Here is a 15,785-nt window from a genome sequence, read left to right on the forward strand (position 1 = left end):
CTGCGGGGCGGTCTGCGGCGACGCCTGCGCGCCGCCCGGCCGCAGAGGACGGCCAGCGCGGCGGCGGCGTACAGGACGGTGCCGGCCGAGGGGACGACACGGCCCGTCACGTAGGCGGCCGCACCCGCTGCGGCGACGCCGAGCCATTCCCAGCGGCCGTCGAGCGCCACCAAGGCGACCAGGAGGAGGGCGTACCAGGAGTAGCCGGGGGTCGTCAGCAGGAAGGCGGTGCCGGTGACCAGGAGGGCACCGCTCCACGGGCGCTCGGGGTCGCCCCGCCGGATCACGTACAGGCTGACGGCGAGCATGCCCGCGACGACGGCGGCCGGGGCCCAGGAGTCGGGGAGCAGCAGGCGCAGGAGGGCGTAGCGGCGCCCGGCGGAGGGGTCCCGGTACCCCTCTTCGCCGGCGTAGCCGCCGAGGTAGCCGAGGACGGAGGAGTGGGAGAGCAGGACGTACGGAAGGTAGAGGGCGGCGAGGACCGCGGCGGCGGGCAGCAGGGTGGCGGCGGCGTCGCGGGGTCGGCGTACCCCGGACAGGGCGCCGGGGATCAGGACGGCGGGCAGGAGTTTGGCCGCGGTGGCCAGGCCGAGCAGGGCGCCGCCCCACGCGCGGTGGCGGACCGTCAGGCCCAGGGCGGCGACGGACAGCAGGGCCGCGAGGACGTCGGCGTGGGCGTTGTTGACCGCCTCCACGGGGACGGCCGGGCACCAGGCCCAGTAGGCCGCGGTGCGGGGGTCGCCGCGGCGGCGCAGGATGCGCAGGAGCACCAGGGTGGTGGCGACGGCGAGGACGGCGCCGCCCGTCTGGAGGGCCTTGTGGCGGACCCCGTCGGGGGAGAGGGCGTGGACGAGGAGGAAGTACAGTTCGCCGGCCGGGGGGTAGACGGTGTGGACGCGGGGGCGGTTGATGCGGGTGCAGACCCCCTCGGACACCGGGGCCAGGTCCGGCGCGCCGCACGACGACCCGCGGGGGAACAGCCAGGTGTCGCGGTACGGCAGGAGGGCGGCGTCGGCCGGGGCGTGGTCGTAGGGGGAGATGCCCGCCGCCTGCACGCGGCCGTCCCAGGCGTAGCGGAACGAGTCGGTGCTGGTGCGAGGCGGGGCGACCAGGCCGGTCGCGGCGACGGCGATACCGCCGGCGAGGACGAGGGCGGCGGCGTGCCGGGCGGGCACCCGGCGCAGGGACCATGCGGCCGCTGCGAACAGGGCCCAGCAGGCGGCGTAGAGCCACGTCAGGCCGCCCGGGTCCGCGAAGTAGCCGTCCTTGCGCACGGTGGGCACCAGCAGCGCCGCAAGGGCGGTGACCAGCACGGCGGTGAGGGCGGTGGCCCGAGGGGGGACGGGGACGGCGGGCAGCCGGATCACGGAGCGGCTCCCGCAGCGGTGCGGGGCCGGGCGATCGCGGCGCGGTGGGGCGGTGTGGCGGGCACCAGTTCGGCGAAGTGCCGGCCGCTCGCCGTCCAGCTGCGCAGGGCCCGCCAGCCGGCGGCCTGCGCGTGGCGCAGCAGCGCGCGGCGCCCGACCCGGGCCCAGGGGAAGGGGGCGCCGAGCGCCCCCCGGCCGTCGTCGAGGCGCACCACGCACCGCTCGTCCACCTCGACCGGATCGGCCTCGGCGAGCAGGCGGCCGCAGGGAGCCAGCAGCCGGGCGGTGCGCTCCAGGAGGGCGGCGGGGTCGCCGCCGATGCCGATGTTGCCGTCGATCAGCAGGGCGGTGTCCCAGCGGCGTTCGCCGGGCAGGGGCTCGAAGACGGAGCGGCACAGGGCCGTTGCGCCGCGGCCGACGGTCCGGGCCACGGCGGCCGGGGCCACGTCGATGCCGAGGGCGCGGTGGCGGCGTCCGGCCAGCGCCGCGACGAGCCGGCCGGGTCCGCAGCCGATGTCGAGGACGGCTCCGCGGCACCGGGCGAGCACGCTCTCGTCGGCGGCGTCGGTCCCGGCGCACCAGCGCTCGACGTCCAGGGGGAGCAGCCAGCCGTCCGCCCTGCGCAGGAAGAGGGGGCCCCGGCCGGTGCGCAGGGCCAGGGTGTAGGGATCGGCGGGGGCGGTGGGGGCCGTGGGCGCGGCGGGTGCGGTGGGCGCGGTCATCGTGCCACCCGTGCCTCGGCGCTGAGCTGCCGGTGGCGTGCGGCGAACCGGCCGGCCGGCGCCAGGGCCGCCACCTCGGCGGCGTCGGCTGCGGTGTCCACGTCCCGCAGCCGCGGCAGCAGGGCGGTGCGCAGCCCGGCCGCGCGCAGCCGCTCGTACTGCACGGCCCCGGTCTCGGGTACGGACATGGGCACGCCGAGCAGCAGCGCCGGGTCCGGCGCCGCCAGGCCGAGGGCCCAGAACCCGCCGTCGGCGGCCGGGCCGAACCAGGCGTCGCACGCGTCGAAGGCCAGTGCGGGCGCCAGGAGTTCCGCGGTGACCTGCGGGGTGTCCATGCCGATCAGCAGGGCCGGCCCGGTGCAGGCGGCGAACGCGGCCGCGAGCCGCGCGTCGAGGCCGCCGCCGCCCTGCGGCACGACCTGGAAGCCGGGCGGCAGCCACGGCCCCGGGGCGCCCTCCAGGACCAGCACGTGCCGGTCGGCCGGCGCGGCCGCCGCGGCCGCCAGGGTGTCGGCGAGCGCGGCCTCGGCCAGGGCCGCCGCCTGATCGGGGGTGAACGGCGGGCTGAGCCGGGTCTTGACCCGGCCGGGCACGGGCTCCTTGGCGATCACGAGGAGGCAGGTCACCGGGCACCCCCGGACCGCTGGGCACCACCGGGGGCGCCGGGGGCGTACACGGGCTCGGTGAGCACCGCCCGCATGTCGCGGACCGCGTGCCAGGTGCCCCGCCACGTGCCGGTGACCTTGGACCTGCCGCGGCGCGGCAGGTAGGGCACGTCCTCCTCGCGCACCCGCCAGCCCGCGTCGGCGGCGCGCACGACCATCTGCAGCGGGTAGCCGGAGCGCCGGTCGGACAGCTCCAGGCGCAGCAGGGCCTCGCGGCGCATCGCCCGCAGGGGGCCGAGGTCGTGCAGGCGCAGGCCGGTGCGGCGGCGCAGCATCCGGGAGAGGACGAGGTTGCCCGCCCGGGCGTGCGCGGGCCACGCGCCGCGGCCCCGGGGGCGGCGGCGGCCGAGGACGAGGTCGGCCTCGCCCGCGGCCACCGTCCGGACGAAACCGGCCAGCAGGCCCGGGTCGAGGGAGGCGTCGCAGTCGCAGAAGCAGACGTACTCGGCCTCGGCGGCTTCGAGCCCGGCACGGCAGGCGGCCCCGAAGCCGCGCCGGGGCTCCCGTACGACGGTGGCGCCCAGGGAACGGGCGAGGTCGGCGGAGCCGTCGGTGGACCCGTTGTCCACGACCAGGGCCCGCCAGCCGGCGGGGATGCGGGCGAGCACCCAGGGCAGGGCCTCGGCCTCGTTCAGACAGGGCAGGACGACGTCCACGGAGTATGCGGTCACGGTGCCACCGTAGGAATTCCCAGGGGACATGGCGGACATCGACTCCTTACGAAACACGGACGTCGGCCGTACGGGGTCGGGCCGGCCGGGACGGCGCGGGCCCGGCGGTGGGAGGCTTGCCGTCATGAGCACGGCCACGAGCACGTCCCCGCCCCCTGCGCCCGCCCGCATCCTCGTCGTGGACGACGACGCGACCGTCGCCGAGGTCGTCACCGGCTACCTGCGCCGTGCCGGCCACGACGTCGACCACGCCGCCGACGGCCCCGCCGCCCTCGACGTCGCCGCCCGGCACGACCCCGACCTGGTCGTCCTCGACCTCATGCTGCCCGGCATCGACGGGCTGGAGGTGTGCCGCCGGCTGCGCGCCGAACGCCCCGTGCCGGTGATCATGTTGACGGCGCGCGGCGACGAGGACGACCGGATCGCCGGCCTGGAGCTCGGTGCGGACGACTACGTCACCAAACCCTTCAGCCCGCGCGAGCTGGTCCTGCGCGTGGAGTCCGTCCTGCGCCGCAGTCGGGCCGCGGCGCCGGAGGCCGCCGGCCGGGCGCTGCTGACCGGCGGGGGAATCCGGCTGGATCCCCGGACGCGCCGGGTGGCCAGGAACGGGCAGGAGATCGTCCTGACCCTGCGGGAGTTCGACCTCCTCGCGCACTTCCTCGCCCACCCGGGCCGGGCCCACGGGCGTGAGGAGCTGATGCGGGAGGTGTGGGGCTGGGACTTCGGCGACCTGTCCACCGTCACCGTCCACGTACGGCGCCTGCGCGCCAAGATCGAGGACGATCCGGCGGCGCCCCGCCTCATCAGGACCGTCTGGGGCGTGGGCTACCGCTTCGAACCGGGCGCAGGGGACGGGACGGCATGAAGGACGTCCTGGTCATCGCGGCGTTCGCGTTCGGCGGCGCAGCCTGCGCCGGCCTGCTCGGCGCCGTCGCCCTGCGCCTGCTGCGGCACCGGTCCGTCGCCGTCGCCCTGGCCGTCGTCGCCGCGGTCGCGGTCACCGCCATGCTCGCCGGCACCCTCGCCGTAGCCCGGGCGATGTTCCTCTCGCCCCACGACCTGAGCGTCGTCACCCTCGTGGCCGCCATGGCCGCCGTGGTCTCCCTGGCCACCGCGCTCCTGCTCGGGAGGTGGGTCGTGGCCCGCGGCCGCGACCTCGCCCGCGCGGCCCGGGACTTCGGCGAGGGCGGCAGCTTCGCCGCGCCCCCGGCCCGGCCCACGGCGGAACTGGCCGCCGTCACCCGCGAACTGGCCGCCACCAGCGCCAGGCTCGCGGCCTCCCGGGAGCGCGAGCGCGCCCTGGAGTCCTCCCGCCGCGAGCTCGTCGCCTGGATCTCCCACGACCTGCGCACCCCGCTCGCCGGGCTGCGCGCCATGGCCGAGGCCCTGGAGGACGGGGTGGCCGCCGACCCCGCCCGCTACCACCGGCAGATCCGCACCGAGGTCGAGCGCCTCGACGGCATGGTCGGCGACCTCTTCGAGCTCTCCCGCATCCACGCCGGGGCCCTCGAACTGACGCGCAGCCGCGTCTCCCTCCGGGACCTCGCGGCCGACGCCCTCCTGGGCGCCGACCCGCTGGCCCGCGAACGCGGCGTACGGCTGCTGGGCGACGACATCGCCCACGTACCGGTCGAGGTGGACGGCAAGGAGATGACCCGGGTGCTGGCCAACCTCCTCGTCAACGCCATCCGCCACACCCCCGCCGACGCCACGGTCGCCGTACGCGTCGACCGGCGCGAGGACACCGCCGTCCTGTCCGTCACCGACGGCTGCGGCGGCATCCCCGAGGAGGACCTGCCCAAGGTCTTCGACACCGGCTGGCGCGGCAGCCGGGCGCGCACGCCCCCCGCCGGCGCCGGGCTCGGGCTGGCGATCGTACGGGGCATCGTCGAGGCCCACGCCGGCCGGGCGCGGGTCCACAACGTGCCCGGCGGCTGCCGCTTCGAGGTGACGCTGCCGCTCGCGGGCGCGACCGCCTGACCGGATGCGCGGCCGGCTACCCCGCCCCGGATGGGGTGGACGGGGCCCGCTGCCCGGCGCGGGCGAACTCGGCCATGCCCTCGGCGAACCCGACCCGAGGGCGCCAGCCCAGCTCCCGCCGCAGCCGGGAGGAGTCCGCCGTGATGTGCCGGACGTCGCCGAGCCGGAACTCCCCCGTCACCACCGGCTCGGGGCCGCCGTGCTCCGCCGCGAGCGCGGCGGCCATCTCGCCCACGGTGCGCGGATCGCCGCTGCCCACGTTGTAGACCGCATGGCCCCCTTCCGGCAGGCCCCCGAGGCCGGCCAGGACGGCCGTGTTCGCCGCGGCGACGTCGCGTACGTGCACAAAGTCCCGCCGCTGGACGCCGTCCTCGAACACCCGCGGGGCCTCGCCCCTGGCCAGCGCCGACCGGAAGAAGGAGGCCACCCCCGCGTACGGGGTGTCCCGCGGCATCCCCGGCCCGTACACGTTGTGGTACCGCAGGGACACCGCCGTGCCGCCGACGCACCGTGCCCAGGCGGCGGCCAGGTGCTCCTGCGCGAGCTTCGTCGTCGCGTACACGTTCCGCGGATCCGTCGGCGCGTCCTCCCCCACCAGCCCGGGGGCGAGCCGGGCCCCGCAGCGCGGGCACCGCGGCTCGAAGCGGCCCGCCTCCAGATCCGCCACCGCCCGCGGCCCCGGCCGCACCACCCCGTGCTCGCGGCACTCGTAGCGCCCTTCGCCGTACACCACCATCGAGCCCGCCTGCACCAACCGCCGCACCCCGGCCCCGGCCATCGCGGCCAGCAGCACCGCCGAGCCCAGGTCGTTGCAGGCCACGTACTGCGGCGCGTCCGCGAAGTCCTTCCCCAGGCCCACCATGGCGGCCTGGTGGCACACCGCGTCCACGCCGTGCAGGGCGGCCCGCACCGCCTCCGCGTCCCGGACGTCGGCCCGGACGAACTCGGCGTCCGGCAGGTCGGGGGTCCGGGGGTGGGCGGCCGGCAGCAGCGCGTCGAGCACCACCGGCGCATGTCCCTCGGCCGCCAGGGCGGCCACCACGTGGGAGCCGATGAACCCGGCTCCTCCTGTGACGAGTACTCGCATGCCCGGCACGCTACGGACTCCCAGCCGCCGCCCGGGGCTGCCGCACCGCCCCGTAAGACTCCCGTCACCCTCCTCCGGCCGGTGCGGGCTCCGCCGTTGCGGGCTGCAGCCGGACGCAGCACTCGCCGGGGACCGGCGCGAGGACGGCTTCGACACCCGAGACCTCCAGGCCCCGGAGGTAGTGGGCGAGGAAGGCGTGGTTCATGCCGCAGACCAGTTCGGGGGCCTTGGCCGCGAGGGGGTGGAACGGGCAGTTGCGCAGCCGCACCTCGGTCGGGTTCTGGCGGACGGGCTCGAACCCGTAGGCCTCGAGCATCTGCTCGCAGAGCGTCAGGCCTCGTTCGGCGCCGAGCCGCCCGGGCCTGCCCGCCTCGCGCTCGGCCTCCCCGAGCAGGCGTCCGCGCCGGCCCGCCGCCGCCACGGCGGCCTCGGCGGCGCTGCCGCCGGCGCTCTGGGCGAGGACGGCCTCCAGCAGCAGGTCGGCCAGCAGCTGGTGGCGGCGCTCGGGGATCGAGACGGTGATCTGGGCGTCGGTCGGTTCGTAGACCTTCGGCTGGCGTCCGACCTTGCGTACCGCGCCGGGCGCGCCGTAGCGGGAGCGCAGCAGGCCCGCGTGGACGAGCTTGTCCAGATGGAAGGCGGCGAGCTTGCGCGAGATGCCGACGCTCGCGGCGGCCTCGTCACGGGTCACCGGCCGGCCGGCCCGCCGGACGAAGGCGAACATCCGGCGCCGGGAGTCCTCGCCCAGAACGCTCACGGACCGGATGCGGTCGGCCGGAGCCACCGCCGTGTCCTCGGTGCTGCCGCTGTTCCCGGTGCTCTCGGTGCTGCCGGTGCTGCCGGTGCTCTCGGTGCTCTCGTCACGGGTCACGTCCCCACAATAACTCCCACGGGTGAAGGCGAGGCCCCGTACGCAATGCCATGGCCTGCCCGTCTTGACGCCGAGCGCGAATAACGACAAGACTTGTTGGTGAAAAGCGCGAAGGAGCCCGCCATGGTCCCTCGACATGACTCGCAGGCGAAACGGCCGGTCAGCGCGGTGCTGGCAGGGCCGTACGGCCATCCGTTCCACCCGATCCTGGTCACCGTCCCCATCGGCGCCTGGGTGGCGAGCCTGGTCTTCGACCTCGCCTCCCTCTGCGTGCGCGATCCGGCCTTCCTGGCCCGGGGCTCGATGTGGCTGATCGCGGTGGGCGTGCTCGGCGCGCTGGCGGCGGCGACGGTCGGGTTCCTCGACCTCTTCGCCATTGCGCCGGGCACCCCGGCCATGCGCACCGCCCTCCTCCACATGACGCTGAACCTGCTGGTGACCGGCGCCTACACGGGCGGTTTCCTCTGGCGGCGCGCCGCCGGAACGGCCGGAAGCGTCGGCGCGGGAATGCTCGCGCTGTCCGCGGCGAGCCTCCTCGCGCTCGGCGTCTCCGGTTTCCTCGGCGGCAAGCTCGCCTACCGCTACGGCGTACGGGTGGCCGACGAGGCCACGCAGGCCGAGGGCTTCGTCCGGACCGGCGGGGGACGCAAACGCCCCGACGCCTCCCCCTGACCCGTCACCTCCCCCACTTTTTCCCTGGAGTCCCCGTGGACATCGCAGCTCTCGCCACCTGGCTGATCACCGCACTCGGCGGCTTCTTCATGCTGGGGGTGTGGATCCGGCACGGCGGCGTGCGCCGGCGGCGCACGGGCGGCAGCCGGCTGCCCGCCCCCGTGCTCTTCGGGCACTTCGTGCTCGCCGCCGCCGGCCTGGTGGTGTGGATCGCCTACCTCGCCGTCGACCGTGCGGCCCTGGCCTGGACCGCGTTCGGCCTGCTGGTGCCGGTCGCCCTGCTCGGCTTCACCATGCTGGCGCGGTGGCTGCCGGTCCTGCGCGCCCGCACGACGGACACCGGCCCGGACGCGCAGGCGCCGGCCGAGCGGCACTTCCCGGTGCCGGTCGTCATCGGCCACGGCCTGTTCGCCGTCGCCACCGTGCTCCTCGTCCTGCTCAGCGCCCTGGGTACCGGAGGCAACTGACAAGGCCGCTTCCCCCGCCGTCCCCGTGCCTCCGTGCCGACTCGCCGAAGCGGGACCGCCTCCTGCGGCCCTTCGCGTGGTGCACGAGTCCGACGCCGTCGACCCGGCCGCCGCCGAACGGGCCGCCGACCAGTTCCTGCGTGCGCGGGGCATCAGCCCCGACACCGAGGGGCTGCGCAGCACGCCGCGCCGAATGGCCCGCGCATACGCCGAGCTGTTCGCCCCGCGCCCGTTCGACCTGACCACCTTCCCCGACGACGAGGGCTACGACGAGCTCGTCCTGGCGCGCTCCCTCCCGGTCCGAGATCGGCGAGGAGGAGGAGCGGCCCTACGAGCGCCCGCCGCTGTCCAAGGGCTACCTGAGGGGCAAGGGCCCGCGCGAGAAGCTCTACGTCCACCCCCGGCCGTGGTACGCCGAGCACGGCATCGACCTGCGCCTGGGCGTCCAGGTCGCCGGGATCACCGGCAACGGGGGCGTCGCCGACAGCGTCCTGCTGGCCGACGGCACCCGCATCGAAGCCGAAGCCGTCATCGTCGGCATCGGCGTCACGCCCCACACCGAACTCGCCCGGGCCGCCGGACTGGCCGTGGACGACGGCATCGTCACCGACCGGTACCTGCGCACCTCCGCAGCCGGCGTCTTCGCCGCCGGTGACGTCGCCCGCGCCCACCACCCGTTGCCGGGACGGCACATCCGGTCGGCGGCCGCCGCGGCCGGGGCGCGGAGTTCGGCCGTCCCGGGTGCGGTGGCCGCGTCGACCGGGGGCGGGGCGTCCCGGCACGCGCCGGAGTGGGCGAAGCTGTACAACGATCTTCTCGCCCCGTGCCGCGGCCGCACCCGAAAGGCTCCGACCCTGAACGCCTCCCTCGCAGAAGCACTGTCCGTCGTCCTGCTCCTCGCGGTCCTGGCCTGCGCGGTGATCAGACCCTGGGGCTGGCCGGAGGCGGTCGTGGCGGTCCCCGCCGCCGGAGTGGTCATCGCGGCCGGAGCGATCTCGCCCGGCCACGCCGCGCCCGAGGCCGCCCGGCTCGGCCCGGTGATCGGCTTCCTCGCGGCCGTGCTGGTCCTGGCCCAGCTGTGCGACGACGAGGGCCTCTTCCACGCCTGCGGCGCCTGGATGGCGCGCCGCGCGGCCGGCCGGCCCCGCCGCCTGCTGGTCCTCGTCTTCGTGATGGCCTCCCTCATCACCGCGGTCCTGAGCCTCGACGCCACGGTGGTCCTGCTGACTCCGGTGGTCTTCGCCACCGCCGCCCGGCTGGGCGCCCGTGCCAAGCCGCACGTCTACGCCTGCACCCACCTGTCGAACACCGCCTCGCTGCTGCTGCCGGTGTCCAACCTGACCAACCTGCTGGCGTTCGCGGCCAGCGGCCTGGCCTTCACCCGGTTCGCCGCGTTGATGGCGCTGCCCTGGCTGGCCGCGATCGCGGCCGAGTACGTGGTGATCCGCCGCTTCTTCGCCACCGACCTCGACGCCGGCGCCGACGCCCCGCCCGCGGCCGAGCCGCCGGAACTGCCGCTGTTCGCCCTGCTCACGGTGGCGGGCACGCTGGCGGGCTTCGTGCTGGCCTCGGTGCTCGGCATCGACCCGGCCTGGGCGGCGGCCGCGGGCGCGGCCGTCCTGGCGGCCCGGGCCCTGGCGCGGCGGCGCACCTCCCCCCGCGCGCTCGTGCGGGCGGCGGCCCTGCCCTTCTGCATCTTCGTACTGGCGCTGGGCATCGTGGTCCGGGCGGTGGTCGACAACGGCCTCGCGGACGCGCTGGGCCGCCTCGTTCCGGGCGGCACCGACCTGGTGTCGCTCCTCGCCATCGCGGGGCTGGCGGCCGTACTGGCGAACGTCATCAACAACCTGCCCGCCGTGCTGGTGCTGCTGCCGCTGACCGCCCCCACCGGACCGGGCGCCGTCCTGGCCGTGCTCCTCGGGGTGAACATCGGCCCGAACCTCACCTACGCCGGCTCCCTGGCCACGCTGCTGTGGCGGCGTATCGTGCGCGAGCACGACACCGATGTGGAGCTGGGCGAGTTCACCCGGCTCGGACTGCTCGCCACGCCGGCCGCCCTGCTGCTGTCGGTGGTGGCACTGTGGGTGTCACTCCACACGATCGGAGGCTGAACACGGTGACCGTCATCGTCTGGATCGTCGAGGGAACCTGGCCCGCCTGTGTGGACGCGGCGCGCGCCCACACGCCCGAGGACGCCGAACCGGTGTTGCTCCACGTCAGCGGCCCCGGCGCGCCCGGCGTGGCGCACGGCGCCTACGCCGGTCTGCTGGGCCGGGCGCGCCCCGACCGCGATCCCGGCACCCGGGTGGAGCACCTGGCCCACGATGCGGGCGAACGGCTGTTGGCCGACGCGGCCGCACGGCTGGGGCGCCCGTGCACCCGGGAGGAACGCTCGGGCCGCGTCGAACGCGAGGTCGTGGCTGCCGCCGAAGGCGCCGACCTGCTCATCCTCGCCCGCGACGGCGACCGAAGCCACCTCGGGCCCCGCAGCCTCGGCCCCGCCAGCCGTTTCATCGTCGACCACGCCCCCTGCCCGGTGCTGCTGGTCTGGCCGGAGACGGCACCGGGCACGGCCACCCTCCCGCCACCGCCGCCCCACCCCCCGCGCCCGCGCTGATGCCGCGGCCCGCGGGCCGGCGCGGCCCGGGTCAGGCCCCGGCCGCGCCGGTTCCCGCGATCACCTCGGGGCGCAGCAGGGCTGCGAGCCTCTCGGCCGGGAGCAGGCCCCGCTCCAGGACGAGCTCGGCCACGCCCCGGCCGGTGGCGAGGGCCTCCTTGGCGATGTCGGTGGCGGCGGTGTACCCGATGTGCGGGTTCAGGGCGGTCACCAGGCCGATGGAGTTCTCGACCGTCGCGCGCAGGGTCTCGGTGTTGGCGGTGATGCCGGCCACGCACCGCTCGGCGAGGGTGAGGCAGGCCGCGCGCAGGTGGGTGAGGGACTCGGACAGCGAGTGGAGGATGATCGGCTCGAAGGCGTTGAGCTGGAGCTGCCCCGCCTCGGCGGCCATGGTGATGGCGACGTCGTTGCCGATCACCTCGAAGGCGACCTGGTTGACGACCTCGGGGATCACCGGGTTGACCTTGCCGGGCATGATGCTCGAACCCGCCTGCACGGGCGGCAGGTTGATCTCGCCGAGGCCCGCGCGCGGGCCGGAGGACAGCAGGCGCAGGTCGTTGCAGGTCTTCGACAGCTTGACGGCGATGCGCTTGAGCACGCCGGACATCTGGACGAACGCGCCGCAGTCCTGGGTGGCTTCCACCAGGTCGGCCGCGGTGACCAGGGGCAGACCGGTGATGTCGGCGAGGTGGCGGCGGGCCGCTTCGGCGTAGCCGGCGGGGGCGTTGAGGCCGGTGCCGATGGCCGTCGCGCCGAGGTTGATCTCGTGGATCAGCTCCACGGCCTCGGCGAGCCGGCTGCGGTCCTCGTCGAGCATGACGGCGAAGGCGGAGAACTCCTGTCCGAGCGTCATCGGCACGGCGTCCTGCAGCTGGGTGCGGCCCATCTTCAGGACGTCGCGGAAGTCGGCGGCCTTGCGGGCGAAGGCCTCCTGCAGGACGGCCATGGCGTCGAGCAGGCCGTGCACCGCCGAGACGGTCGCGATCCGCACGGCGGTCGGGTAGACGTCGTTGGTCGACTGGCCGAGGTTGACGTCCTCGTTGGGGTGCAGGTGGCGGTATTCGCCCCTGGCGTGGCCCAGCAGTTCCAGGGCCCGGTTGGCGATGACCTCGTTGGCGTTCATGTTGGTCGACGTGCCGGCGCCGCCCTGGATGACGTCGACGACGAACTGGTCGTGCAGCTTGCCGCCGCGTATCTCGCGGCAGGCCGTGGTGATCGCGGCGGCCTTCGCGGGCTCCAGCAGGCCGAGTTCCTCGTTGGCGAGGGCGGCGGCCTCCTTGACGGCGGCGAGGGCGTCGATCAGGTGCGGGTAGGCCGAGATCGGCGTGCCGGTGATGGGGAAGTTCTCGGTGGCGCGCAGGGTGTGGACGCCCCAGTAGGCGTCGGCGGGGACGTCGCGGTCCCCGAGCAGGTCGTGTTCGCTGCGGGTGGCGGCGGTCATGGGTGGTGCGTCCCTCTTCCTGGGGTGGGTGGTTCGGGTGGTGGAGCGGACGGGTCAGGCCGGGAGGGCGGGTGCGGTGGCGGGCTCCGGCGCCGCCACCGCCCGGATGCGGCCGACGGGCCGGCCGCCGCCGGTGACGGGCTCGCCCTCGAACCGGGCGAGCAGCCGCGGGTCGACTCCCGCCCGGGCCAGGGCCGCTGCCGTCACGGGGATGCGGGCCCGGTCCGACCCGTCGGCGATCTTCACGGCGACGGCCCGGCCGTCGGGCAGTGCGGCGACCTGGACGCCCTCGAAGCCGTCCTTGGCCAGCAGTCCGGGTACGGCGCGCATCAGCTCGGCCGTGTCCCGCCCGGTGCCGGAGGCCATCTCCGGGTGGGCGCGCAGCGCGTCCGCCACCCGGCGCTCGGCGGTGCCCGGCGCGGCGGTGGCGATGCGGGCGGCGGCTCGGGCGAGTCCGTGCAGGGAGACCGAGAACAGCGGGGCTCCGCAGCCGTCGACGGTGACGTTCGCGATGCGCTGGCCGGTGAGTTCCTCGACGACCCCGGCGATCGCCGTCTGGAGCGGGTGGGCGGGGTCGAGGTAGGTCTCCGGGGGCCAGCCGGCCAGCCTGCACAGGTACAGCATCGCGGCGTGCTTGCCGGAGCAGTTCTGGGCGAGCCGGGACGGCCCCCGGCCCTCGCGCACCCAGGCGTCCCGGACCTGCGGCGCGTATGGCAGGTCGGGGACGTTGCGCAGGTCGTCCTCGGCGGCGCCGGCCAGGTCGAGGATCTGCCGGGTCGCGGCGAGGTGGCGCTCCTCGCCGGAGTGACTGCCCATCGCCAGGGAGAGCAGGGCGCCGTCCAGCGGCAGTCCGGCCCGCACCATGGCGACGGCCTGGAGGGGTTTGAGGGCCGAGCGGGGGTAACAGGCCGCTTCGATGTCGCCGGTGCTCCACCGGAGGTCCCCGCCGCCGCCGAGGACGGCGACGGAGCCGTGGTGGACGCCCTCGATCACGCCGCCCCGGACGACGTGGGCGACGGGTGCGTGCCGGGGCTCGCGGACCGGGGGCGCGTCCGCGGGGGGAGCGCTGCGCATCACTGCCTCTCGGCTGCGGTGCGCGCCACGCGGCCGCGGACCGCGTACCAGCCGGCGACCAGCGCCGCGGCGATCAGCGGCACGCACAGCACGGTGGTGCGCGCGGCCCCTCCGTCGGCGTACATGAGGACCAGGACGGAGGCGAGGAAGGCCAGCGTCACGAGTTCGGTCCACGGGGAGCCGGGCAGGCGGTAGGCGGGGCGGGTGAGTTCGCCGGCGCGGGTCTTCCGCCAGAAGAGGAGGTGGCAGACCATGATCATGCCCCAGGTGGCGAGGATGCCGATGGCGGCCAGGTTGAGCACGATCTCGAACGCGTCCGCCGGTACCACGAAGTTGAGGCCGACGCCCAGGACGCACATGCCGCTGGTGAGCAGGATGCCGCCGTAGGGCACCTGGGTGCGGCTCAGCCGTGCGGTGAAGCGCGGGGCGGAGCCGTTGACCGCCATGGAGCGAAGGATGCGGCCGGTGGAGTAGAGACCGGAGTTGAGCGAGGACATGGCCGCGGTGAGGACGACCAGGTTCATCACGTCGCCCGCCGCCGGGACGCCGATGTGGGAGAGCACGGTCACGAACGGGCTCTGGCCGGCGCTGTAGCTGCTCCACGGCATCAGCATCGACAGCAGGACGACCGAGCCGACGTAGAAGAGGCCCACGCGCCACATGATCGAGTTGATCGCCTTCGGCATGATCTCCTCGGGGTTCTCGGTCTCACCGGCCGTGACCCCGACCAGCTCGACGGAGGCGTAGGCGAAGACGACGCCCTGGATGATCAGCAGCATGGGCAGCAGGCCGTTGGGGAAGATCCCGCCGTTGTCGGTGATCAGGGCCGGCCCGGGGACGGCTCCGTCGACGGGGTGCCGGGTGGCCAGGAGGAAGATCCCGATGGCCATGAAGACGACCAGCGCGCCGACCTTGACGATGGCGAACCAGAACTCCAGTTCGCCGAAGATCCGCACCGAGATGAGGTTCACGGTCAGGACCACGGCCAGGGCTATGAGCGCGATCACCCACTGCGGGACGTCGGAGAACAGGTGCCAGTAGTGGGTGTAGGTGGCGACGGCGGTGATGTCGGCGATGCCGGTGGTCGCCCAGTTGAGGAAGTACATCCAGCCGGCGGTGTACGCGCCCTTCTCCCCGAGGAACTCCCGGGCGTACGAGACGAAGGCGCCGGAGGACGGCCGGTACAGGACGAGCTCGCCGAGCGCGCGCACGACGAGGAAGGCGAAGACGCCGCAGACGGCGTAGGCGACGAACAGGGAGGGCCCGGCGTCCGCGAGGCGTCCGCCCGCGCCGAGGAAGAGCCCCGTGCCGATCGCCCCGCCGATGGCGATCATGTTGACGTGCCGGGGTTTCAAGGACTTGCTGTAGCCGGTGTCTCCGGCGTCGACGTGGCGGATCGTGGGGCGCTTCTCGTCTTTGAGGAACTGCTCGCTCACGCCTCGGGTCTGCCTTCCGTGGGGTTGGCCGTGCGCCGGGGGCGCACGATGTCGGTGAGGGTCGTCTCGACCCGCAGGAGGTGGTGGGACATGGCTTCGACCGCGTCGTGTTCGGAGCCGTCGGCCAGCGCCTCGAGGATCGCCCGGTGCTCGCAGTTGGACTGCTCGCGCCGGCCGCCCAGTTCGTTGAGGAAGGTCGACTGACGCGCCAGTGCGTCGCGGATCTCCTCGATGACCCTGCGGAAGACGGGGTTGCGGGATGCCTCGGCCACCGCCAGGTGGAAGACGGTGTCCATCGCCACCCACGCAGTGGTGTCGGTCTCCTGCTCCATCCGGTCGAGCAGGTGGGCCAGATGGTCCAGGTCCTCCGGGGTGCGGCGCAGCGCCGCGTACCCGGCGACCGGGATCTCGACGTGCCGGCGCACTTCCAGCAGGTCGCTGGCGGCGTAGTCGCCGAAGGTCGGGTCCTCGACCGTGTTGGCCAGGACGAAGGTGCCCTTGCCGCTCCTGGAGACGGTCAGCCCCATGGCCTGGAGGGCCCGGAGCGCCTCCCGCAACACGGGACGGCTGACCTGGAGGGTCCGGCACAACTCGGCTTCGGAGGGGAGCTTGTCGCCGACGACGTACTCCCCGCGCTCGATGGCGCTGCGCAGGTGGCCGAAGACCGCTTCCATCGCGCTGACGCGCCGCGGGCCCGGACCACCTGTCTGGCTGT

General features: G+C 75.2%; 15 protein-coding genes and 2 pseudogenes. 7 read left to right on the plus strand and 10 right to left on the minus strand.

The genetic code is table 11. The features are described from left to right. Nucleotides 1-221: 221 nt before the first annotated feature. From AB0953_RS04715 to AB0953_RS04730, 4 genes and pseudogenes are all read right to left on the minus strand, one after another. Nucleotides 222-1,367: pseudogene (locus AB0953_RS04715) on the minus strand (glycosyltransferase 87 family protein); the annotation flags it as partial. Then, complete coding sequence (locus AB0953_RS04720; protein ID WP_366857934.1) at nucleotides 1,364-2,089, minus strand: class I SAM-dependent methyltransferase; 726 nt, start codon at nucleotides 2,087-2,089, stop codon at nucleotides 1,364-1,366. The pseudogene AB0953_RS04715 and the gene AB0953_RS04720, both read right to left, overlap by 4 nt. Then, nucleotides 2,086-2,715 carry a DUF2064 domain-containing protein gene (locus AB0953_RS04725; RefSeq protein WP_366857935.1) on the minus strand — a complete coding sequence of 210 codons (630 nt, stop codon included), beginning with the start codon at nucleotides 2,713-2,715 and terminating at the stop codon, nucleotides 2,086-2,088. The genes AB0953_RS04720 and AB0953_RS04725 overlap by 4 nt, the downstream gene beginning before the upstream one ends. After that, nucleotides 2,712-3,455 (minus strand): glycosyltransferase family 2 protein, encoded by a 744-nt coding sequence (locus AB0953_RS04730; RefSeq protein ID WP_366857936.1) that lies wholly within the window; start codon nucleotides 3,453-3,455, stop codon nucleotides 2,712-2,714. Before AB0953_RS04730 ends, AB0953_RS04725 begins: the two co-directional genes overlap by 4 nt. Before the next feature lie 94 nt (nucleotides 3,456-3,549). Here AB0953_RS04730 and AB0953_RS04735 point away from each other — a divergent pair, with 94 nt between their 5' ends. After that, nucleotides 3,550-4,290, plus strand: a complete 741-nt coding sequence (locus AB0953_RS04735; RefSeq protein ID WP_366857937.1) for a response regulator transcription factor — start codon at nucleotides 3,550-3,552, stop codon at nucleotides 4,288-4,290. Then, nucleotides 4,287-5,405, plus strand: a complete 1,119-nt coding sequence (locus AB0953_RS04740; RefSeq protein ID WP_366857938.1) for a HAMP domain-containing sensor histidine kinase — start codon at nucleotides 4,287-4,289, stop codon at nucleotides 5,403-5,405. Before AB0953_RS04735 ends, AB0953_RS04740 begins: the two co-directional genes overlap by 4 nt. A 16-nt stretch (nucleotides 5,406-5,421) precedes the next feature. Here AB0953_RS04740 and AB0953_RS04745 read toward each other — a convergent pair whose 3' ends face one another. Further along, nucleotides 5,422-6,492: an NAD-dependent epimerase/dehydratase family protein gene (locus AB0953_RS04745; protein WP_366857939.1), complete on the minus strand. Its 1,071-nt coding sequence runs from the start codon at nucleotides 6,490-6,492 to the stop codon at nucleotides 5,422-5,424. Between the two features lie 64 nt (nucleotides 6,493-6,556). Then, on the minus strand, nucleotides 6,557-7,363 hold the full coding sequence (locus AB0953_RS04750; protein WP_366857940.1) for a helix-turn-helix domain-containing protein: 807 nt from the start codon (nucleotides 7,361-7,363) through the stop codon (nucleotides 6,557-6,559). A 123-nt stretch (nucleotides 7,364-7,486) separates the two neighbouring features. Here AB0953_RS04750 and AB0953_RS04755 point away from each other — a divergent pair, with 123 nt between their 5' ends. The 5 genes and pseudogenes from AB0953_RS04755 (at nucleotide 7,487) to AB0953_RS04775 (ending at nucleotide 11,119) form a co-directional block, all read left to right on the plus strand. Further along, a complete protein-coding gene (locus AB0953_RS04755; RefSeq protein WP_366857941.1) occupies nucleotides 7,487-8,035 on the plus strand; it encodes a DUF2231 domain-containing protein in 549 nt (182 codons plus the stop codon). A 35-nt stretch (nucleotides 8,036-8,070) separates the two neighbouring features. Then, a complete protein-coding gene (locus AB0953_RS04760; RefSeq protein ID WP_366857942.1) occupies nucleotides 8,071-8,502 on the plus strand; it encodes a hypothetical protein in 432 nt (143 codons plus the stop codon). Nucleotides 8,503-8,578: 76 nt separating this feature from the next. Continuing rightward, nucleotides 8,579-8,806: pseudogene (locus tag AB0953_RS04765) on the plus strand (GTP cyclohydrolase I); the annotation flags it as partial. Between the two features lie 121 nt (nucleotides 8,807-8,927). Next, nucleotides 8,928-10,613 carry an SLC13 family permease gene (locus tag AB0953_RS04770; RefSeq protein ID WP_366858178.1) on the plus strand — a complete coding sequence of 562 codons (1,686 nt, stop codon included), beginning with the start codon at nucleotides 8,928-8,930 and terminating at the stop codon, nucleotides 10,611-10,613. A 5-nt stretch (nucleotides 10,614-10,618) separates the two neighbouring features. Next, nucleotides 10,619-11,119 carry a universal stress protein gene (locus AB0953_RS04775; protein WP_366857943.1) on the plus strand — a complete coding sequence of 167 codons (501 nt, stop codon included), beginning with the start codon at nucleotides 10,619-10,621 and terminating at the stop codon, nucleotides 11,117-11,119. Nucleotides 11,120-11,150: 31 nt separating this feature from the next. On the opposite strand, the gene aspA is transcribed toward AB0953_RS04775, so the two are convergent. The 4 genes from aspA to AB0953_RS04795 are packed head-to-tail and all read right to left on the minus strand — an operon-like array spanning nucleotide 11,151 to nucleotide 15,744. After that, on the minus strand, nucleotides 11,151-12,560 hold the full coding sequence (aspA, locus tag AB0953_RS04780; protein ID WP_366857944.1) for an aspartate ammonia-lyase: 1,410 nt from the start codon (nucleotides 12,558-12,560) through the stop codon (nucleotides 11,151-11,153). A 54-nt stretch (nucleotides 12,561-12,614) separates the two neighbouring features. Continuing rightward, nucleotides 12,615-13,634, minus strand: coding sequence for an asparaginase (locus AB0953_RS04785; RefSeq protein WP_366857945.1), 1,020 nt, complete (start codon nucleotides 13,632-13,634; stop codon nucleotides 12,615-12,617). Further along, complete coding sequence (locus tag AB0953_RS04790) at nucleotides 13,634-15,070, minus strand: amino acid permease (protein ID WP_366857946.1); 1,437 nt, start codon at nucleotides 15,068-15,070, stop codon at nucleotides 13,634-13,636. The genes AB0953_RS04785 and AB0953_RS04790 overlap by 1 nt, the downstream gene beginning before the upstream one ends. Next, on the minus strand, nucleotides 15,067-15,744 hold the full coding sequence (locus AB0953_RS04795; RefSeq protein WP_366858179.1) for a FadR/GntR family transcriptional regulator: 678 nt from the start codon (nucleotides 15,742-15,744) through the stop codon (nucleotides 15,067-15,069). The genes AB0953_RS04790 and AB0953_RS04795 overlap by 4 nt, the downstream gene beginning before the upstream one ends. Between the last annotated feature and the right edge of the window lie 41 nt (nucleotides 15,745-15,785).

The organism is Streptomyces sp. NPDC046866 (assembly GCF_040704625.1).
GTDB lineage: Bacteria > Actinomycetota > Actinomycetes > Streptomycetales > Streptomycetaceae > Streptomyces.